The organism is Nocardiopsis chromatogenes YIM 90109 (assembly GCF_000341185.1).
GTDB lineage: Bacteria > Actinomycetota > Actinomycetes > Streptosporangiales > Streptosporangiaceae > Nocardiopsis_A > Nocardiopsis_A chromatogenes.
The window spans coordinates 1-14,397 of record NZ_ANBH01000124.1; the positions used below are offsets into that span (position 1 = coordinate 1).

Consider the following 14,397-nt stretch of genomic DNA (forward strand, 5'->3'; position numbering starts at 1 on the left):
TCTTCGTCTTCAGCGTCGCCGCCGCCCTGGTGTTCGGCTCGCTCTTCTTCCCCGAGTTCAGCCCGGTCGCCGGGGTGCTCGCGTCCTTCGCCACCTTCGCCGTCGGCTTCCTCGCCCGCCCCCTGGGCGGGATCATCGGCGGCCAGCTGGGCGACACCTACGGCCGCAAGCCGGTCCTGGTGTGGGCGCTGGTGGCGATGGGCGCCGCCACCACCGCCATCGGGCTGCTGCCCTCCCACGAGGCCATCGGCATCGCCGCCCCCGTGGCCCTGGTGGTACTGCGCCTGGTCCAGGGGATCGCCGTGGGCATGCAGTGGGGCGGCGCGGCCCTCCTCGCCACCGAGTACGCCCCCGAGGGCCGCCGCGGCCTCTACGGCAGCCTGGTCCAGATGGGCGTGCCGATCGGGCTCGTCGCCGCCTACGGCGTCTACTTCGCGGTCAGTTTCGCCACCGGCGAGGAGTCCTTCGCCGCCTGGGGGTGGCGGATCCCGTTCCTGCTCGGCGTCTTCGTCCTGGTCCTGGCCTGGCTGATCCACCGAAACGTCGAGGAGACCCCCGACTTCCGCCGCGCCGCCGCCGAACGGAGCGGGCAGCGCTCGCCCCTGCGCGACATCCTGCGCTCCCACAAGGCCACGGTGCTCCTGGCCGGGGGCAGTTTCGCGGTCAACTCGGCGACCTTCTACATCCTCATCACCGGAATCCTGGACTACGCGACCCGTGAACTCGGGATGGATCGGGTGCACGTGCTCGCGGTTGCCCTGGCGCTCAGCCTGTTCCAGCTCCCGTTGATGCCGATCGCCGCGTCGGTGTCCGACCGGATCGGGCGCATCCGCGTCTACACGTTCGGGATCGTCGGCCTCTGCCTGTGGGCGGTGCCGCTGTTCCTCCTCGTCGACACCGGCGACATCCTGTTCATGGCCGTCGGGATGTTCGTCGCCGGGGTCTTCCTGAGCATCATGTACGCCCCGCAGGCCGCCCTGTTCGCCGAGCTGTTCTCGGCCGAGGTGCGCTACACCGGCGCCTCGCTCGGATACCAGATCGCCTCGGTGGTCGGCGGCGGCTTCGCCCCGTTCGCGATGGTGGCGCTGCTCAGCGTGGCGGGCACGTCGATGGCGGTGTCGGCCTACCTCATCGCGCTGGGCCTGGTGGCCCTGCTCTCGGTCGGCCTGCTGGTCCGCGGCCGCAGCGCCCGTGAGGAGGCGGGCGCCGAAGGGTGAACGGGCCCGGGGGCGGCCGGTGTCCGAACAGGCCCCCGCGCCAGGGCCGGGGCGGCGCTTCCGTGCCGCCCCGGACCGCGTGTTCCGCGGCCCGGGGCGGCCGGGCCGTGGAACCGCCGGTCACGGCTGCGGCAGGGGGGCCCCCCCCCCCCCCCCGNACCGCCGCCGGGCCCGGGCCGTCCGGGCGCAGGGCGCTCAGGAGCAGGTCGGCGTAGTGGTCGCCGATCTCGGTGGGGGCCAGTTCGCCGTCGGGGCGGTACCAGGTGCTCAGGTGGTGCACCGACCCGAAGTAGAAGTCGACCACGATGTCGGCGGGCACCCGGTCGGTGAACACGCCCTCCCGCTGGCCCTCGGTGATCAGGGAGCGGAACACCTCGTGGTAGGTGCGGCGCTGGGACCGCACCTCGCGCTGCTTGCCCTCGCTGAGCTGGTGCAGGGACCGGAAGAAGATCGTCGCGTCGTCCAGGTTGGCGATGGTGGTCACCACGACGTCGGCCGCCGCGCGCCGGACCCGCTCGGCCACCGGGCCGCCCTCGGCGGCGATGGCCTCCAGGCGCTCCATCTGCATGCGCAGGACGCGGGCGTAGACCTCCGCCAGCAGGTCGTCCTTGGAGTCGAAGTAGTGGTACATGGCGCCCTTGGTGACCCGGGCGGTCTCCACGATCTCCTGCACGGAGGTGCGGTCGAAGCCCTTGTCGGCGAACAGGCGGGGGGGCACCGCCCNGGGACCGGGTTGTCGGGTGAGGCGGCGGCGATCAGCGCGGTGTCGGGCGCGGTCGCGGTCGGCTTGGCCCGACCGCCGCGGGTACGCACGGCCACGGCACGGCCTTTCTGTCGGGGGCGCGGACCGGGTGGTCCGACGGGCTGGTGGGCCTTGGGAAGGCTTGGGAACACAATAGACCGGTTGGACTGTTACCGGTCGGTCTCTTCGGTGGGATCCCTCACCGGGGGCGGGGGCGGGAGGACCCGGGGCCCTGCGAGGAGGGCTCCCGGGTCCCCGCCGCCATGACGGGCTCGTACGGCCTGATCAGTGCACGTACCGCAGCGCCGGGCGGCTCTCGTGGTGCAGGCGGTCCAGCGCCGTCACATAGTAGGTCCGGTCGCCGCCGTCGTCCGGAGCGGTGAACACCGTCTCCCCGTCGCCGGACGCCCGCACGGTGCCGATCATGTTCCTCGGGTCCTTGAGTCCGCACCACCGGTCGTGCGGGTTCGGCTTCCCGTCGAATCCGTACACGGCGTAGTAGGCCGGAGAGGAGTGCCAGTGCGGCCGGATCCTCAGCTCGGTGCCGTCCCCACCGGTCTCCGCGTCCACCACGTGCGGCCGCCACGGGGCGCGCCCGCCCAGGTCGTCCTTGACGGGCACCAGCGCCGGGTTCCCGTAGTGGTCCTCGACCGCCCGGTCCATCGCCGCGCGCGCGTTGGTCCGCAGCGACGTCGCGCTGAAGTACACGTCGCCCAGCACCTCGGGGTGCTCCCGGTTCAGGTCCAGGTGCCGGGAGAGCTCCCGCGGGTCGGACCACGCGCCGTCGTTGCCCGCCTTGTAGGCGGCCTGCCCGATGTACAGGTGCACGCCGGTGCCCTCGACCGTCTCGGCCCACCACGGAACCAGGACCGCGTAGTCGGCCACCGGCAGCCCGATCTCCCAGTACACCTGCGGGTTGATGTAGTCCACCCACCCCTCGCGAACCCATGTGCGGCTGTCGGCGTAGATACCGCTGTAGGACTCGAACCCGGAGGTGTCCGAGCCCTCGGGGTCGCTGGAGGCGTTCCGCCAGATCCCGAACGGGCTGATGCCGAACTTCACGTGCGGCTTGGCCGCGTGCACGGCCTCGTCCATCTCCTCGACCAGCAGGTCGACGTTGTCCCGCCGCCAGTCCTCGATGTCGTCGAAGCCGCGCCCGTGCTCGGCGAAGGTGTCGGCGTCGGGGAGCTCCTGCCCGCCGGAGGGGTAGGGGTAGAAGTAGTCGTCGAAGTGCACGCCGTCCAGGTCGTAGTTCTCGACGGCGTCCATCATCGCCTCGACCACGAACTCCCGGACCTCGGGCACGCCCGGGTCGTAGTAGAGCCGTCCGCCGTAGGAGAAGACCCAGTCGGGGTTCTCCCGCGCCGGGTGGTCCCCGGTCAGCCGCTCGGGGTCGTCGTGCATGGCCACCCGGTAGGGGTTGAACCAGCCGTGGAACTCCAGGTTGCGCTCGTGCGCCTCCTCCACGGCGTAGGCCAGCGGGTCGTATCCGGGGTCGCGCCCCTGCTCCCCGGTGAGCCATTCGGACCACGGCTCGTGCGGGGAGGGCCAGAACGCGTCGGCGGTGGGGCGGATCTGCACGAAGACCGCGTTGAGGCCGTCGGCCTGCGCCCGGTCGTAGAGGGCGTCCAGCTCCCGGCGCTGCTCGTCCGGGCTGAGCCCTTGCTCGCTGGGCCAGTCGATGTTGACGACGCTGGCGATCCATTCGGCGCGCATCTGTCGCTTGGGCGGTGCGTCGGCCCCCGGCGCGCATCCGCCCTCGGGCGGGCCGGGGGCGGCCGATGCCGGCGGCGCGGCCAGGAGCGGGACGGCCAGGAGGGCGGCGAGGGTGCCGCACAGGGCGGCGGTTCGGGGGGATCGGGGGATGCGGGCCGCGTCCGCGTCGCGGGGCGACGGGCGCTCGGTCCGGTCGGGGCGGGCCAAGGGGGGCTCCTTCCGCTCAACGTTATGTGCAGAGTGTAGTCAATTGACCACACGCCGCGTGTGACGCCGTGCGCCGCGCCCGCGTCCCGGCGCCCGCCGGGCGGGGCGCGCCCTCGGGTCTCCCCGCGTGAGGGGGATAGGAGGAAACCTTCACGATCGGCGCTCCGAACGCAATCCTTCTCCGGCGGTTCGGGGCGGGTGGGACGGACGGGCAGGGGGAGGCGGCGGGGGAGCGGCCCGGGTCACAGACCAAGTGGTATGTTGGTTCGCCGACCGCCCACCCCCGACCACCCCGAGCGAGGAGCACGCGTGGACGACCGCGGCACGCCCCCACCTGGACTGGACCCCGAACGCCTCCGGGCGCACCTGGACGCCGAGCGTCCGGGCCTGGCGGCCGGCCCGCTGACCGCGCGGCTCATCGCCGGGGGCCGCTCCAACCTCACCTACGAGGTCTCCGACGGCACCCGCCGGTTCGTCGTGCGCCGCCCCCCACTCGGCCACGTCCTGCCCACCGCCCACGACATGGCCCGCGAGCACCGCGTGGTCAGCGCCCTGGCCCCCACCCCCGTGCCGGTCCCGCGCACCGAGCTGCTGTGCACCGACACCGACGTGCTCGGCGCGCCCTTCTACGTCATGGAGTACGTGGAGGGCACCCCCTACCGCACGGCCGACCAGCTCACCGCCCTCGGCCCCGATCGCACCCGTGCCGTCGTGCTCGACCTGGTCGACACCCTCGTGGCCCTGCACGCCGTCGACCCCGCCGAGGTGGGCCTGGAGGACTTCGGCCGCCCCGACGGGTTCCTCGAGCGCCAGGTCCGCCGCTGGGGCAAGCAGCTCGACGCCTCCCGCAGCCGCGACCTGCCCGGCGCCGACGAGCTGCGCGCGGGCCTGGCCGCCCGCATCCCCGCCTCGCCCGCCCCCGCCGTGGTGCACGGCGACTACCGGCTGGACAACGTCCTGGTCGCCTCCGAGGGCGGCGCCGATTGCATCACCGCCGTGCTGGACTGGGAGATGTCCACCCTCGGCGACCCGCTGACCGACCTGGCGCTGATCGCCGTCTACAGCGGGGCCGAGGTGCCCTCGGTGCCGGGTGTGGGCGACGCCGCGGCCGCCGAGGGCTTCCCCGCCGTGGACGAGCTGGTGGCCCGGTACGCCGAGCGCTCCGGGCGGGACCTGTCCGACTTCGACTGGTACGTCTCCTTCGCCTTCTTCAAGCTGGCGGTGATCCTGGAGGGCATCCACTACCGCTTCACCCAGGGCAAGACCGTCGGGGGGGACTTCGCGCACATCGGCGAGGCCGTGCCCGGCCTGGTCGCCGCCGGGCTCAAGCGCCTGGGCGCGGGCTGACCACCCGCGGCCCCGCCCCGGCCCCCTCGGCCCCGCCCAGGCGGGCGCGGTCGTGCTGGGCGGCGAAGTCGGGCAGCGGCCCCGCGGGCACGATCCGGCGCGGGTTCAGCGCCCCGTGGGTGATGTAGTAGTGCCGCCGGATGTGGCCGAAGTCGGTGGTGGAGCCGAACGCGGGGTCGGCGTACAGGTCCCGCGCGTACCCCCACAGGTTCGGGTAGTCCTGCAGCCGCCGCAGGTTGGCCTTGAAGTGGGTGCCGTAGACGGTGTCGAAGCGCGCCAGCGTCGGCCACAGCCGCACGTCCGCCACGGTGAGCCGGTCCCCGGCCAGGTAGCGCCGGTCGGCCAGCCTCTCCTCCAGGCCGTCGAGTGCCTCGAAGAGCGCCGCCACCGCCTCGTCGTAGGCCTCCTGGGAGGGGGCGAAGCCGCACTTGTACACCCCGTTGTTCACGGCGGCGTACAGGTGGCGGTCGAGCGCGTCGATCTCCTCGCGCAGGTCCGCCGGGTACAGGTCGACGCGGTTCTTCGCCCAGGCGTTGAAGCAGGCGTTCAGGTCCAGCGTGATCTCGTCGAACCGGTTGGAGACGATGCGCCGGGTGTCGGTGTCCCACAGCACCGGCACCGACACGTGCCCGTCGTACCCGGGCTCGGTGCCCTCGTACAGGTCGCGCAGCAGCGCGAAGTGCCCGACGGTGTCCGGGCCGTGCCCCGGGCCCTCGCGGAACGCCCACCCCCGGCCGTCCCGGACCGGATCGACGACGGCGACCGAGACCGCGTCCTCCAGGCCCTTGAGCGCGCGCACGATGAGCGTCCGGTGCGCCCACGGGCACGCGTAGGAGACGTACAGGCGGTAGCGCCCCGCCTCGGCGGGGAAGCGCTCGGAGCCGATCCGGCCGCCGAAGCGGTAGGCAGGGCGCTCGAACGCGGCGCCCTTCGGGGAGGTCATGGAGCCTCCGTAGTCGCCGTAGCGGGCGAAGTCGACGGGGGCGGCGGTCGTGACGGTCGTCATGGTGGTCCTCCCGGGGAACTCCAGGCTCCGACCGGTGGCCGGCACCGGTGCGCGCGCCAGTCCCCCCATACCCGCTCTCCGCTGCGGCGACGCCGCGGGGACGCCCGCTACCCGCCCCGGGGCCGGGCCGGAACGGGCCCCGGGGCCCCGGCGGCGGCCGCGGTTCATATACCGGGCGGTAGCTCGATACTCTGCTGTCCGTTCTGACATGGTCTTACCGCGCTCAGCAGCGCGTACGGAGGTGCCCTTACATGTCCCGCTCGGCACTGGTCACCGGCGGCAGCCGGGGGATCGGCCTGGCCATCGCCCGTGAACTCGCCGCCGCCGGGGACGACGTCGCCGTGACCTACCGGTCCGGTGAGCCGCCGGAAGGGCTGCTCGGCGTCCCCTGCGACATCACCGACACCGCCCAGGTCGACTCCGCCTTCAAGCGCGTCGAGGAGGAGCAGGGCCCGGTCGAGGTGCTGGTGGCCAACGCCGGCATCACCAAGGACCAGCTCCTCGCACTGATGAGCGAGGACGACTTCTCATCGGTCCTGGAGACCAACCTGACCGGCACGTTCCGCGTCGCCAAGCGCGCCGTGCGCGGGATGATGCGCAAGCGCACCGGCCGGATCGTCCTCATCTCCTCGGTGGTGGGGATGCTCGGCTCGGGCGGGCAGGCCAACTACGCCGCCTCCAAGGCCGGCCTCATCGGCTTCGGCCGCTCCCTGGCCCGCGAGCTCGGCTCCCGCAACATCACCGTCAACGTGGTCGCCCCCGGGTTCATCGAGACCGACATGACCGCGGCCCTGCCCGAGGACCGCCAGGCCGAGATCAAGAAGAGCGTGCCGCTGGGCCGCTACGGCACCACCGAGGAGATCGCCAAGGCCGTCCGCTTCCTGGCCTCCGAGGACGCCGCCTACATCACCGGTGCGGTCATCCCGGTCGACGGCGGCCTGGGCATGGGCCACTAGCCGCCCTCCCCGGCCGCACGCACGAACACCTGACAAGGACTCTCATGGGAATTCTCGAAGGCAAGCGCATCCTGGTCACCGGGGTGATCACGGACTCCTCGATCGCCTACCACGTCGCCCGGCTGTGCCAGGAGCAGGGCGCCACCGTCGTACTCACCGGCTACGGCCGGCTGAGCCTGGTCGAGCGCATCGCCCAGCGCCTGCCCGACGCGCCGCCGGTGCTCGAACTCGACGTCACCGACGAGGAGCACCTGGCCAGCCTCGCCGACCGGGTGCGCGGGCACGTGGACGGGCTCGACGGCGTCGTGCACGCCATCGGCTTCACCCCGCAGTCCGGCCTGGGCGGCAACTTCCTCAACACCCCGTGGGAGGACGTGGCCAACGCCATGCACACCTCCGCCTTCTCCCTCAAGGCGCTCACCACCGCGGTGCTGCCCCTGATGAAGGACGGCGGGTCCGTCGTGGCCATGGACTTCGACAACAGCGTGTCCTACCCCATCTACGACTGGATGGGCGTGGCCAAGTCGGCGCTCACCTCCACCGCCCGCTACCTGGCCCGCTACCTGGGCGAGCACAACGTGCGGGTGAACCTGGTCTCGGCCGGGCCGCTGCGCACCATGGCCGCGCGCAGCATCCCCGGCTTCGACGAGCTGGCCGCGCACTGGCCCGAGCGCGCCCCGCTGGGCTGGGACACCACCGACCCCGAGCCGGCCGCCCGCGCCGTGGTGGGCCTGCTGTCGGACTGGTTCCCCGCCACCACCGGCGAGATCGTGCACGTCGACGGCGGGTTCCACTCCACCGGGGCCTGACACCGGCGGACACGGCCCGGCGCGCCGGGCCGGGCACGCGCTCCGGCGTAGCCTGGGAGGCGGCGGACGTCCACGCGGTGGGCGCCCCTCTGCGGAGGGGCGCCCACCGCCGCTTTCGCGGCCCCGACGGCGCCGCGGAACGAAGGGGAACGAGGGGACGAGGAGAGGACACATGGATCTGGGACTCAAGGGCGCCCGCGCCGTGGTGACCGGCGCCAGCCGGGGCATCGGCCGCGCCATCGCGCGGGTCCTCGCCGAGGAGGGCGCCGACCTGGCGGTGTGCGCGCGCTCGGCCGGGCCGCTGGCCGAGGCCGCCGAAGAGCTGCGCGCCACCGGCGCCACCGTGGTCGAGGGCGCGCTCGACGTGGCCGACCCCGAGGCCCTGCGCGCCTTCCTGGACCGGGCCGCCGACGGGCTCGGCGGCATCGACGTGCTCGTGTCCAACGTCTCGGCGGGCGGCTCGGCCGGATGGGAGGCGGGCTTCGCCACCGACGTGATGCCGTTCGTGACCATGGCCGAGCACGCCCGGCCGCACCTGGCCGCCTCCGAACGCGGCGGGTCGGTGGTGCTGGTGTCCACCACCTCGGCCCTGCACAGCGGCCCGCCGTCGGGCCCGCGCGCCTACGGCGCCCTGAAGGCGGCCCTCAACCACCACGCCGCCGCGCTCGCGCGCACCCTGCCCCCCGAGGGCATCCGGGTGAACACGGTCTCCCCGGGGCCGGTCGAGTTCCCCGGCGGGAGCTGGGCGCGGCGCAAGGAGAACGACCCCCCGTTCTACGAGGCCGTCCGCGACGCGATCCCGATGGGGCGCCTGGGCGCCCCCGAGGAGGTGGCGCGCGCCGTGGCGTTCCTGGCGAGCCCGGCCTCGTCCTTCACCTCCGGCGCCAACCTGGTGGTCGACGGCGGGTTCGTGGACCGGGTCTGAGGCGGCGCTGACCGTGGCGGGGCCGCCCCGCCCCCGTGCGGAAAGCGGGGGGCGGCCGCGCCACGGCCGGTCAGGCGAGCCCCAGTTCCCGGGCGGCCCACTCGCGGAGCTCGACCTTGCGGACCTTGCCGCTGACGGTCATGGGGAAGGACTCCACGGCCCGCACGTAGCGCGGGATCTTGTAGTGGGCCAGCCGCCCCTTGCAGAAGGCGGCGATCTCCTCCCGCGTGGGCGGGTCGGCGGGGTCGGCCGGAAGCACGCAGGCCGCCAGCTCCTCGCCGTACTTGGCGTCGGGGACGCCCACCACCTGCACATCGGCCACCTTGGGGTGGGTGTGCAGGAACTCCTCGATCTCGCGCGGGTACACGTTCTCCCCACCGCGGATCACCATGTCCTTGATCCGCCCGACGACGGACACGTATCCGTCCTCGCGCATCACCGCCAGGTCGCCGGTGTGCATCCACCGGGCCGCGTCGATCACCTCGGCGGTGCGCTCGGGCTCGTCCCAGTACCCCAGCATCACCGAGTAGCCGCGGGTGCACAGCTCCCCGGCCTCGCCGCGGGGCAGCACGGTGCCGGTGGCCGGGTCCTCCACCTTGACCTCCACGTGCGGCACCACCCGGCCGACCGTCCCGGTGCGGCGCTCCAGGTCGTCGTCGACCCGGGTCTGGGTGGACACCGGCGAGGTCTCGGTCATGCCGTAGCAGATGGCCACCTCGGACATGTGCATCTCCGCCACCACCCGCTTCATGATCTCCACCGGGCAGGGCGACCCGGCCATGATGCCGGTGCGCAGGCTCGACAGGTCGTATTCGGCGAAGCCGGGGTGGCCCAGCTCGGCGACGAACATGGTGGGCACCCCGTACAGCGAGGTGGCGCGCTCGGCCGCGACCGCCGACAGCGTCGCCGCCGGGTCGAACGCCGGGGCCGGGATGATCGTGCAGGCCCCGTGGCTGGTCGCCGCCAGGTTGCCCATGACCATGCCGAAGCAGTGGTAGAAGGGCACCGGCAGGCAGATCCGGTCGTGCTCGGTGTAGCCCAGCAGCTCGCCGACGAAGTAGCCGTTGTTGACGATGTTGTGGTGGGAGAGCGTCGCGCCCTTGGGGAACCCGGTGGTGCCCGAGGTGTACTGGATGTTGATCGGGTCGTCGGCGGACAGCCCGGCGGCGCGCTCCACCAGCTCCTGCGGGGCCACGTAGTCGGCCCCGGCCAGCAGCTCGTCCCATGCGGGGTCGTCGAAGAAGACGAGTTCGCGCAGCGAGGGCGCCAGGGGGCGGGCCTCCTCGGCCATGGCCCTGTAGTCGCTGCCCTTGTGCTCCTGGGCCGACACGAGCATGCGCACGCCCGCCTGGCGCAGCACGAACTCCAGTTCGCTGCGCCGGTAGGCGGGGTTGATGTTGACCAGTACCGCGCCGATCTTGGCGGTGGCGTACTGCACCAGGGTCCACTCGGCGCGGTTGGGCGACCAGATGCCCACCCGCTCTCCCACGGCCACCCCGGCGGCCATCAGGGCGCGGGCGGCACGGTCCACCTGGGCGCCGAACTCGGCGTAGGTCCACCGCAGGCCCTGGGCGACGTCGACGACCGCCTCCCGGTCGGGGTGGGCGGCGACCGCGCGGTCGAGGTTCTCCCCGATGGTGTCGCCCAGCAGGGGGGTCTGCGACACCCCGCAGGCGTAGGACTTCGACATGCTCCGCTCCTCCAACGCGTTCGCCGCGCCACGTGGATCCGCGGCCGACCGCCACGATGGTGGTGCATGTGAGGCAGGTCTCATTACCCCCGAACGGGGGTATGCCGGAGGCGGTATGCCGACGGGTCGGCTCGGCGGGCCTTTGCGCACCGGCGCGCGATCGTGTTGCATGTGACCCACCTCTCGAAGGACGACGGCCCCTGGACGGACCCGGGGACGGCACCCCTTGGAGCACGCCATGAGGTCTCACACCGACCGCGACGCCACCGCCGAGATCGGCTCCGCCCTGCCCGGACTGCGCCGCGCCAGCGGCCTTCCGGTGGTGTTCGGGGGAGCGGCGCGGGCCAACCAGCGCGTCCACTACACCGAGCTGTTCGGCGCCGGGACCGACGCGATCCGCGGGCTGGTCGTACAGCCCGGACGCGGGCTGGGAGGCAAGGCGGCGGCGATGCGCCGCCCGCTGTGGGTCCCCGACTACCTGCACGCCGAGCAGATCAGCCACGACTACGACGCGGCGGTGCGCGCCGAGGGCCTCAAGGCACTGGTGGCGACCCCGATCGTGGTGGGCGGCCGTACCCGCGGCGTGCTGCTGGGCGGGCTGCGCCGGTCGCTGACGCTGGGCGACCGCACGGTGGCCGCCTTCGAGGAGGCCGCGCGCGAGGCGGGCCAGCGCATCGCCGTCCGGGACGAGGCGCGCCGCCGCGCCGCCGAGGCCGAGCGCGCGCGGGCGGCCGCCGACGAGCCCGGCCCGGGGTCGCCCCGGTGGGCGGAGGTGCGGGCGCTCAACGCCGAGCTGCGGTCGCTGGCCGCCGACGTGGACGACGTGGAGATGCGGGACCGGCTGCTGGAGGTGTGCGCCCGTATGGACACCGCGGCGGCGGCCCGGACCCGACCGGACGCCCCGCGCCTGGCCCCGAGGGAGGTCGACGTGCTGGCGTGTGTGGCCGACGGGTGCACCAACGCCGACGCCGCGCGGCGCCTCGGGCTGCGCCCGGAGACGGTCAAGGCCTACCTGCGCACCGCGATGCGCAGGCTGGAGGCGCACACCCGCATAGAGGCCGTGACGCAGGCGAAGCGGTACGGCCTGCTGGCGTGAGCGGAAGGCGGGCACGTCCTCTGTGTCGGGGCGCGAGGATCGCGGTTCGCCTGGCCGGCCTTCGACGAGTCCGATGCCGCGGCCCGAGCGCGAACAGAGCGGTGGCGGCCCCCTGTGGGCAGGGATACGCTGGAGGCGGCCGAAGGAGGCGGAGATGACCACGGTGCTTGAGCAGGCCCACTCCACTTTGCGTCGCTTCGGTGATGAGGTCAAGGGCTACAAAGTGGAGATCCTCCGGGGGCACATCATGATGAGTCCGGTGAGGCCCGTGCACAATTCGACGATCCGGCGCGTATGGAACGCGTTCGAAGAGCAGGTCGGAGTTGAGTGGGGCTTCATCAGTGATGTCGGTTCAGAGTTTACGGAGGCGGACACCGAGCTCTGCCCGGACCTGGCGATCCTTCCCAAAGAGGAGGAGGTCAAGAATCTGAGTAAATACTCCCCGGAACTTTTCGAGGTCGTCGTTGAGGTGATCTCTCCAGGGAGTATTCTTCGTGATTATGATGTGAAGGCGGAGTTCTACGCTAATGCGGGAATCCCCTTCTATGTCATTCTTGACCCCTATGAAGCGCAGTGCACCTGGTTGAGTACCCCTGAAGCAGGGCGGTACACGGACCGAGGGCGATGCGGATACGGCGGCGAGGTCATCTTGGCAACGCCGGTCGGTGACCTACGCCTGGATACATCGAAGCTCCCGACCGACCCGGGCAGCTGAGGGCCCTCACCCCTCCCGGATGACGTCGCGCAGGCGGGTCGTGCGGGGCAGGGACGTCTTCTCCTTCACGGCCTCGGCCAGCTCCGGGCCCGCCGCGTGCACGATGGACACGTGGCGCACCCCCCGGGTCAGGGCCGTGTAGACCTGCGGGCGCGACCCCCGCGTCTCCGGGCCGAACACCGCCACCGCCCCGGGCCAGCGCGAGCCGTGCGCGGCGGCCACCGTCACCGCCCAGCCCGGCCGCAGGTGCGCCGGGTCCACGGGCACGGGCGCACCGCCGCCCGCGAGTTCCACGAACGGGCGGGCATCGCCCTCCGGGCCGGTGCGCAGGTACCCCACGTCGCCCGCGGAGTAGCCGGGGCCCCCGCCCGACAGCAGCACCCTGTCGCCCGCGTCCAGCCCGCCGAGCGCGCCCGGGCCGGGGTTGAAGCGCTCCTTGCAGGCCCGGTTGAGCGCGTCGGCCCCCGCCTCGCCGCCGCGCGTGGCGGCCACGATCTGCACCTGCTCGGCCGGGATGCCCAGCGCCCGGGGGATCGAGTCGCCCACGAGCTGCACCGCCCGGTGCGCCGCCTCGGCGCCCGACGACGCGGGCACCAGCACGACCTCCCGGTCCGGTGCCTCCACCCGGGCCAGGTCGCCCCCGGCGACGGCGGCGGCCAGCTCCCCGAGCGGCCCGGGGGAGGGCGCGTCGGGCAGGTCGGCCACGGCGGCCATCCGCGACTCGGCCACGTCCCGCACCACGTGGCCGGGGCGGGCCGACGGCGCCTCCGCCGGGTCGGCCAGCAGCACCAGGTGGGTGCCGTCCTCGCAGGCCTCGACCAGTGCGGCCGCCCGCTCCACGTCCAGCGCCATGGCGTCGGAGACCACGACGATCCCGGCGGGCACGGGGCCGCCGGCCTCCAGCAGCCGCCCGAGCGGGACCGCTCCGGCGGCGACGACGGGGGAGGGGGCCGCCCCGGCGGCCTCCCCGTCCTCCTCGGCGCCGTGCCCGGCATCGCCGCCGCCCGCCGCCCGCACGTCGGGTCCGGAGACGGCGCCCGGCCCGGGAACGGCGCCCGGCCCGGGAGCGGCGCTCGGCGCGGCGGCGGCCAGGGCGCCGCCCAGCAGGCCGTCGAGGACCGCCGCCGACTGCGCGGTGGGGGAGGCGACGGCCAGCCCCACCCCGCTGTCCTCGGCCGCCGCGGCCAGGCACGCCAGGGTGTGGCGCACCGCCGCGCCCGCCGCGGGGCCGTGCCGCAGCACCGTCACCCCGCGCATGATCGCGGCGATCGCCGCCGCGGAGGTCTGGGGCCCGACCTCCTCGCCGATCCGCTCGGCGGCGGCCTCGGCGGTCTCCGAGGCGGTCGCCGGGTCCATGATGGGCTCGCTGGTGCCGATCAGCCGCGCCAGCCCCTCGCCCAGCTCCTGCTCGGCCAGGCCCACACGGGTGGGGGCGAGGAAGCGGTCGGGGTCGGGCATCTCCGGCGCCTCGCCGTCCTCGAACCCGTCGTCGGCGTCCTCGGGGAAGACCTCGAACACCATGGCCGAGCCGTCGTCCAGCGCCGCCTCGACCGCCGGGCGGGGGTCGGCGACGCGCATGCCGCGCAGGGCCCGGCCCAGCTCGCGCTCGTCCACGGCCGTGGAGCCCTCCCGGACCGCGGCGGCCAGCGCCCGCCCGACCAGGGCGCGGCCGCGCCGGGGGTCGTCGGGGGCGGCGGCCTCGCCCAGGGCCCGGCGGGCGCAGAAGTCGGCCTGCTCGGGCGTGACCGCGGGCAGGGCCAGCAGCCGCCAGGGGTCCGCGGCGAGCTCTTCGGCGGCGCCGGGGCCCAGGGCACCGACCAGCGGCCCGGCCAGGGACTCCGGTGCGCCCATCCCCGCCAGCACGGCGGCGGTGCGCTCGGGGGCGTCTGACATGCGGGAAGCGTCCTCTCCACGGGGCGGTCGACGAGAGAGCAGCCTAGCGAGGAACGCCGACGACGGCGTCCCGGACGC

11 protein-coding genes and 1 pseudogene are annotated in these 14,397 nt (G+C 73.9%); 7 read left to right on the plus strand and 5 right to left on the minus strand.

The genetic code is table 11. The features are described from left to right. A partial coding sequence (locus D476_RS0112620) for an MFS transporter (RefSeq protein WP_017624300.1) occupies positions 1–1,217 on the plus strand: 1,217 nt, incomplete at its 5' end. Positions 1,218–1,395: 178 nt separating this feature from the next. Here the strand turns inward: D476_RS0112620 and D476_RS33110 are convergent. Together D476_RS33110 and D476_RS0112630 are read right to left on the minus strand one after the other, a co-directional pair. Continuing rightward, positions 1,396–1,976 (minus strand): annotated as a pseudogene (locus tag D476_RS33110) (TetR/AcrR family transcriptional regulator); the annotation flags it as partial. 268 nt (positions 1,977–2,244) lie between these two features. Next, positions 2,245–3,882 carry a glycoside hydrolase family 10 protein gene (locus D476_RS0112630; RefSeq protein ID WP_017624302.1) on the minus strand — a complete coding sequence of 546 codons (1,638 nt, stop codon included), beginning with the start codon at positions 3,880–3,882 and terminating at the stop codon, positions 2,245–2,247. Between the two features lie 309 nt (positions 3,883–4,191). Here D476_RS0112630 and D476_RS0112635 point away from each other — a divergent pair, with 309 nt between their 5' ends. Then, positions 4,192–5,229, plus strand: coding sequence for a phosphotransferase family protein (locus D476_RS0112635; protein WP_017624303.1), 1,038 nt, complete (start codon positions 4,192–4,194; stop codon positions 5,227–5,229). Here the strand turns inward: D476_RS0112635 and D476_RS0112640 are convergent. Next, positions 5,207–6,235 carry a glutathione S-transferase family protein gene (locus tag D476_RS0112640; RefSeq protein WP_040726218.1) on the minus strand — a complete coding sequence of 343 codons (1,029 nt, stop codon included), beginning with the start codon at positions 6,233–6,235 and terminating at the stop codon, positions 5,207–5,209. The genes D476_RS0112635 and D476_RS0112640 overlap by 23 nt on opposite strands. 251 nt (positions 6,236–6,486) lie before the next feature. On the opposite strand from D476_RS0112640, the gene fabG reads away from it, so the two are divergent. The 3 genes from fabG to D476_RS0112655 all read left to right on the plus strand — a co-directional run bounded on the left by fabG (position 6,487) and on the right by D476_RS0112655 (position 8,925). After that, a complete protein-coding gene (fabG, locus tag D476_RS0112645) occupies positions 6,487–7,191 on the plus strand; it encodes a 3-oxoacyl-[acyl-carrier-protein] reductase (RefSeq protein ID WP_017624305.1) in 705 nt (234 codons plus the stop codon). Positions 7,192–7,235: 44 nt separating this feature from the next. Beyond that, on the plus strand, positions 7,236–8,000 hold the full coding sequence (fabI, locus tag D476_RS0112650) for an enoyl-ACP reductase FabI (protein ID WP_017624306.1): 765 nt from the start codon (positions 7,236–7,238) through the stop codon (positions 7,998–8,000). Between the two features lie 172 nt (positions 8,001–8,172). Further along, positions 8,173–8,925, plus strand: a complete 753-nt coding sequence (locus D476_RS0112655) for an SDR family NAD(P)-dependent oxidoreductase (protein WP_017624307.1) — start codon at positions 8,173–8,175, stop codon at positions 8,923–8,925. A 70-nt stretch (positions 8,926–8,995) separates the two neighbouring features. Here the strand turns inward: D476_RS0112655 and D476_RS0112660 are convergent, their stop codons facing one another. After that, the gene (locus D476_RS0112660) at positions 8,996–10,615 is read right to left on the minus strand and encodes an AMP-binding protein (protein WP_017624308.1); all 1,620 of its coding nucleotides are present in this window, start codon (positions 10,613–10,615) and stop codon (positions 8,996–8,998) included. Positions 10,616–10,853: 238 nt separating this feature from the next. Between D476_RS0112660 and D476_RS0112665 the strand changes: the two genes are divergently transcribed. Continuing rightward, positions 10,854–11,711, plus strand: a complete 858-nt coding sequence (locus D476_RS0112665; RefSeq protein WP_017624309.1) for a helix-turn-helix transcriptional regulator — start codon at positions 10,854–10,856, stop codon at positions 11,709–11,711. A gap of 154 nt (positions 11,712–11,865) precedes the next feature. Continuing rightward, the gene (locus D476_RS0112670; RefSeq protein ID WP_017624310.1) at positions 11,866–12,426 is read left to right on the plus strand and encodes a Uma2 family endonuclease; all 561 of its coding nucleotides are present in this window, start codon (positions 11,866–11,868) and stop codon (positions 12,424–12,426) included. A gap of 6 nt (positions 12,427–12,432) precedes the next feature. Here the strand turns inward: D476_RS0112670 and D476_RS0112675 are convergent, their stop codons facing one another. Beyond that, positions 12,433–14,319 carry a helix-hairpin-helix domain-containing protein gene (locus tag D476_RS0112675; protein WP_017624311.1) on the minus strand — a complete coding sequence of 629 codons (1,887 nt, stop codon included), beginning with the start codon at positions 14,317–14,319 and terminating at the stop codon, positions 12,433–12,435. Positions 14,320–14,397: the final 78 nt, after the last annotated feature.

Excerpts from the sequence above, each read along its gene's own strand:
- D476_RS0112670 (WP_017624310.1), top strand. The coding sequence starts at position 11,866 with ATGACCACGGTGCTTGAGCAGGCCCACTCCACTTTGCGTCGCTTCGGT.
- D476_RS0112655 (WP_017624307.1), top strand. The coding sequence starts at position 8,173 with ATGGATCTGGGACTCAAGGGCGCCCGCGCCGTGGTGACCGGCGCCAGC.
- D476_RS0112640 (WP_040726218.1), bottom strand. The coding sequence starts at position 6,235 with ATGACGACCGTCACGACCGCCGCCCCCGTCGACTTCGCCCGCTACGGC.
- fabG (WP_017624305.1), top strand. The coding sequence starts at position 6,487 with ATGTCCCGCTCGGCACTGGTCACCGGCGGCAGCCGGGGGATCGGCCTG.
- D476_RS0112675 (WP_017624311.1), bottom strand. The coding sequence starts at position 14,319 with ATGTCAGACGCCCCCGAGCGCACCGCCGCCGTGCTGGCGGGGATGGGC.
- fabI (WP_017624306.1), top strand. The coding sequence starts at position 7,236 with ATGGGAATTCTCGAAGGCAAGCGCATCCTGGTCACCGGGGTGATCACG.
- D476_RS0112665 (WP_017624309.1), top strand. The coding sequence starts at position 10,854 with ATGAGGTCTCACACCGACCGCGACGCCACCGCCGAGATCGGCTCCGCC.
- D476_RS0112660 (WP_017624308.1), bottom strand. The coding sequence starts at position 10,615 with ATGTCGAAGTCCTACGCCTGCGGGGTGTCGCAGACCCCCCTGCTGGGC.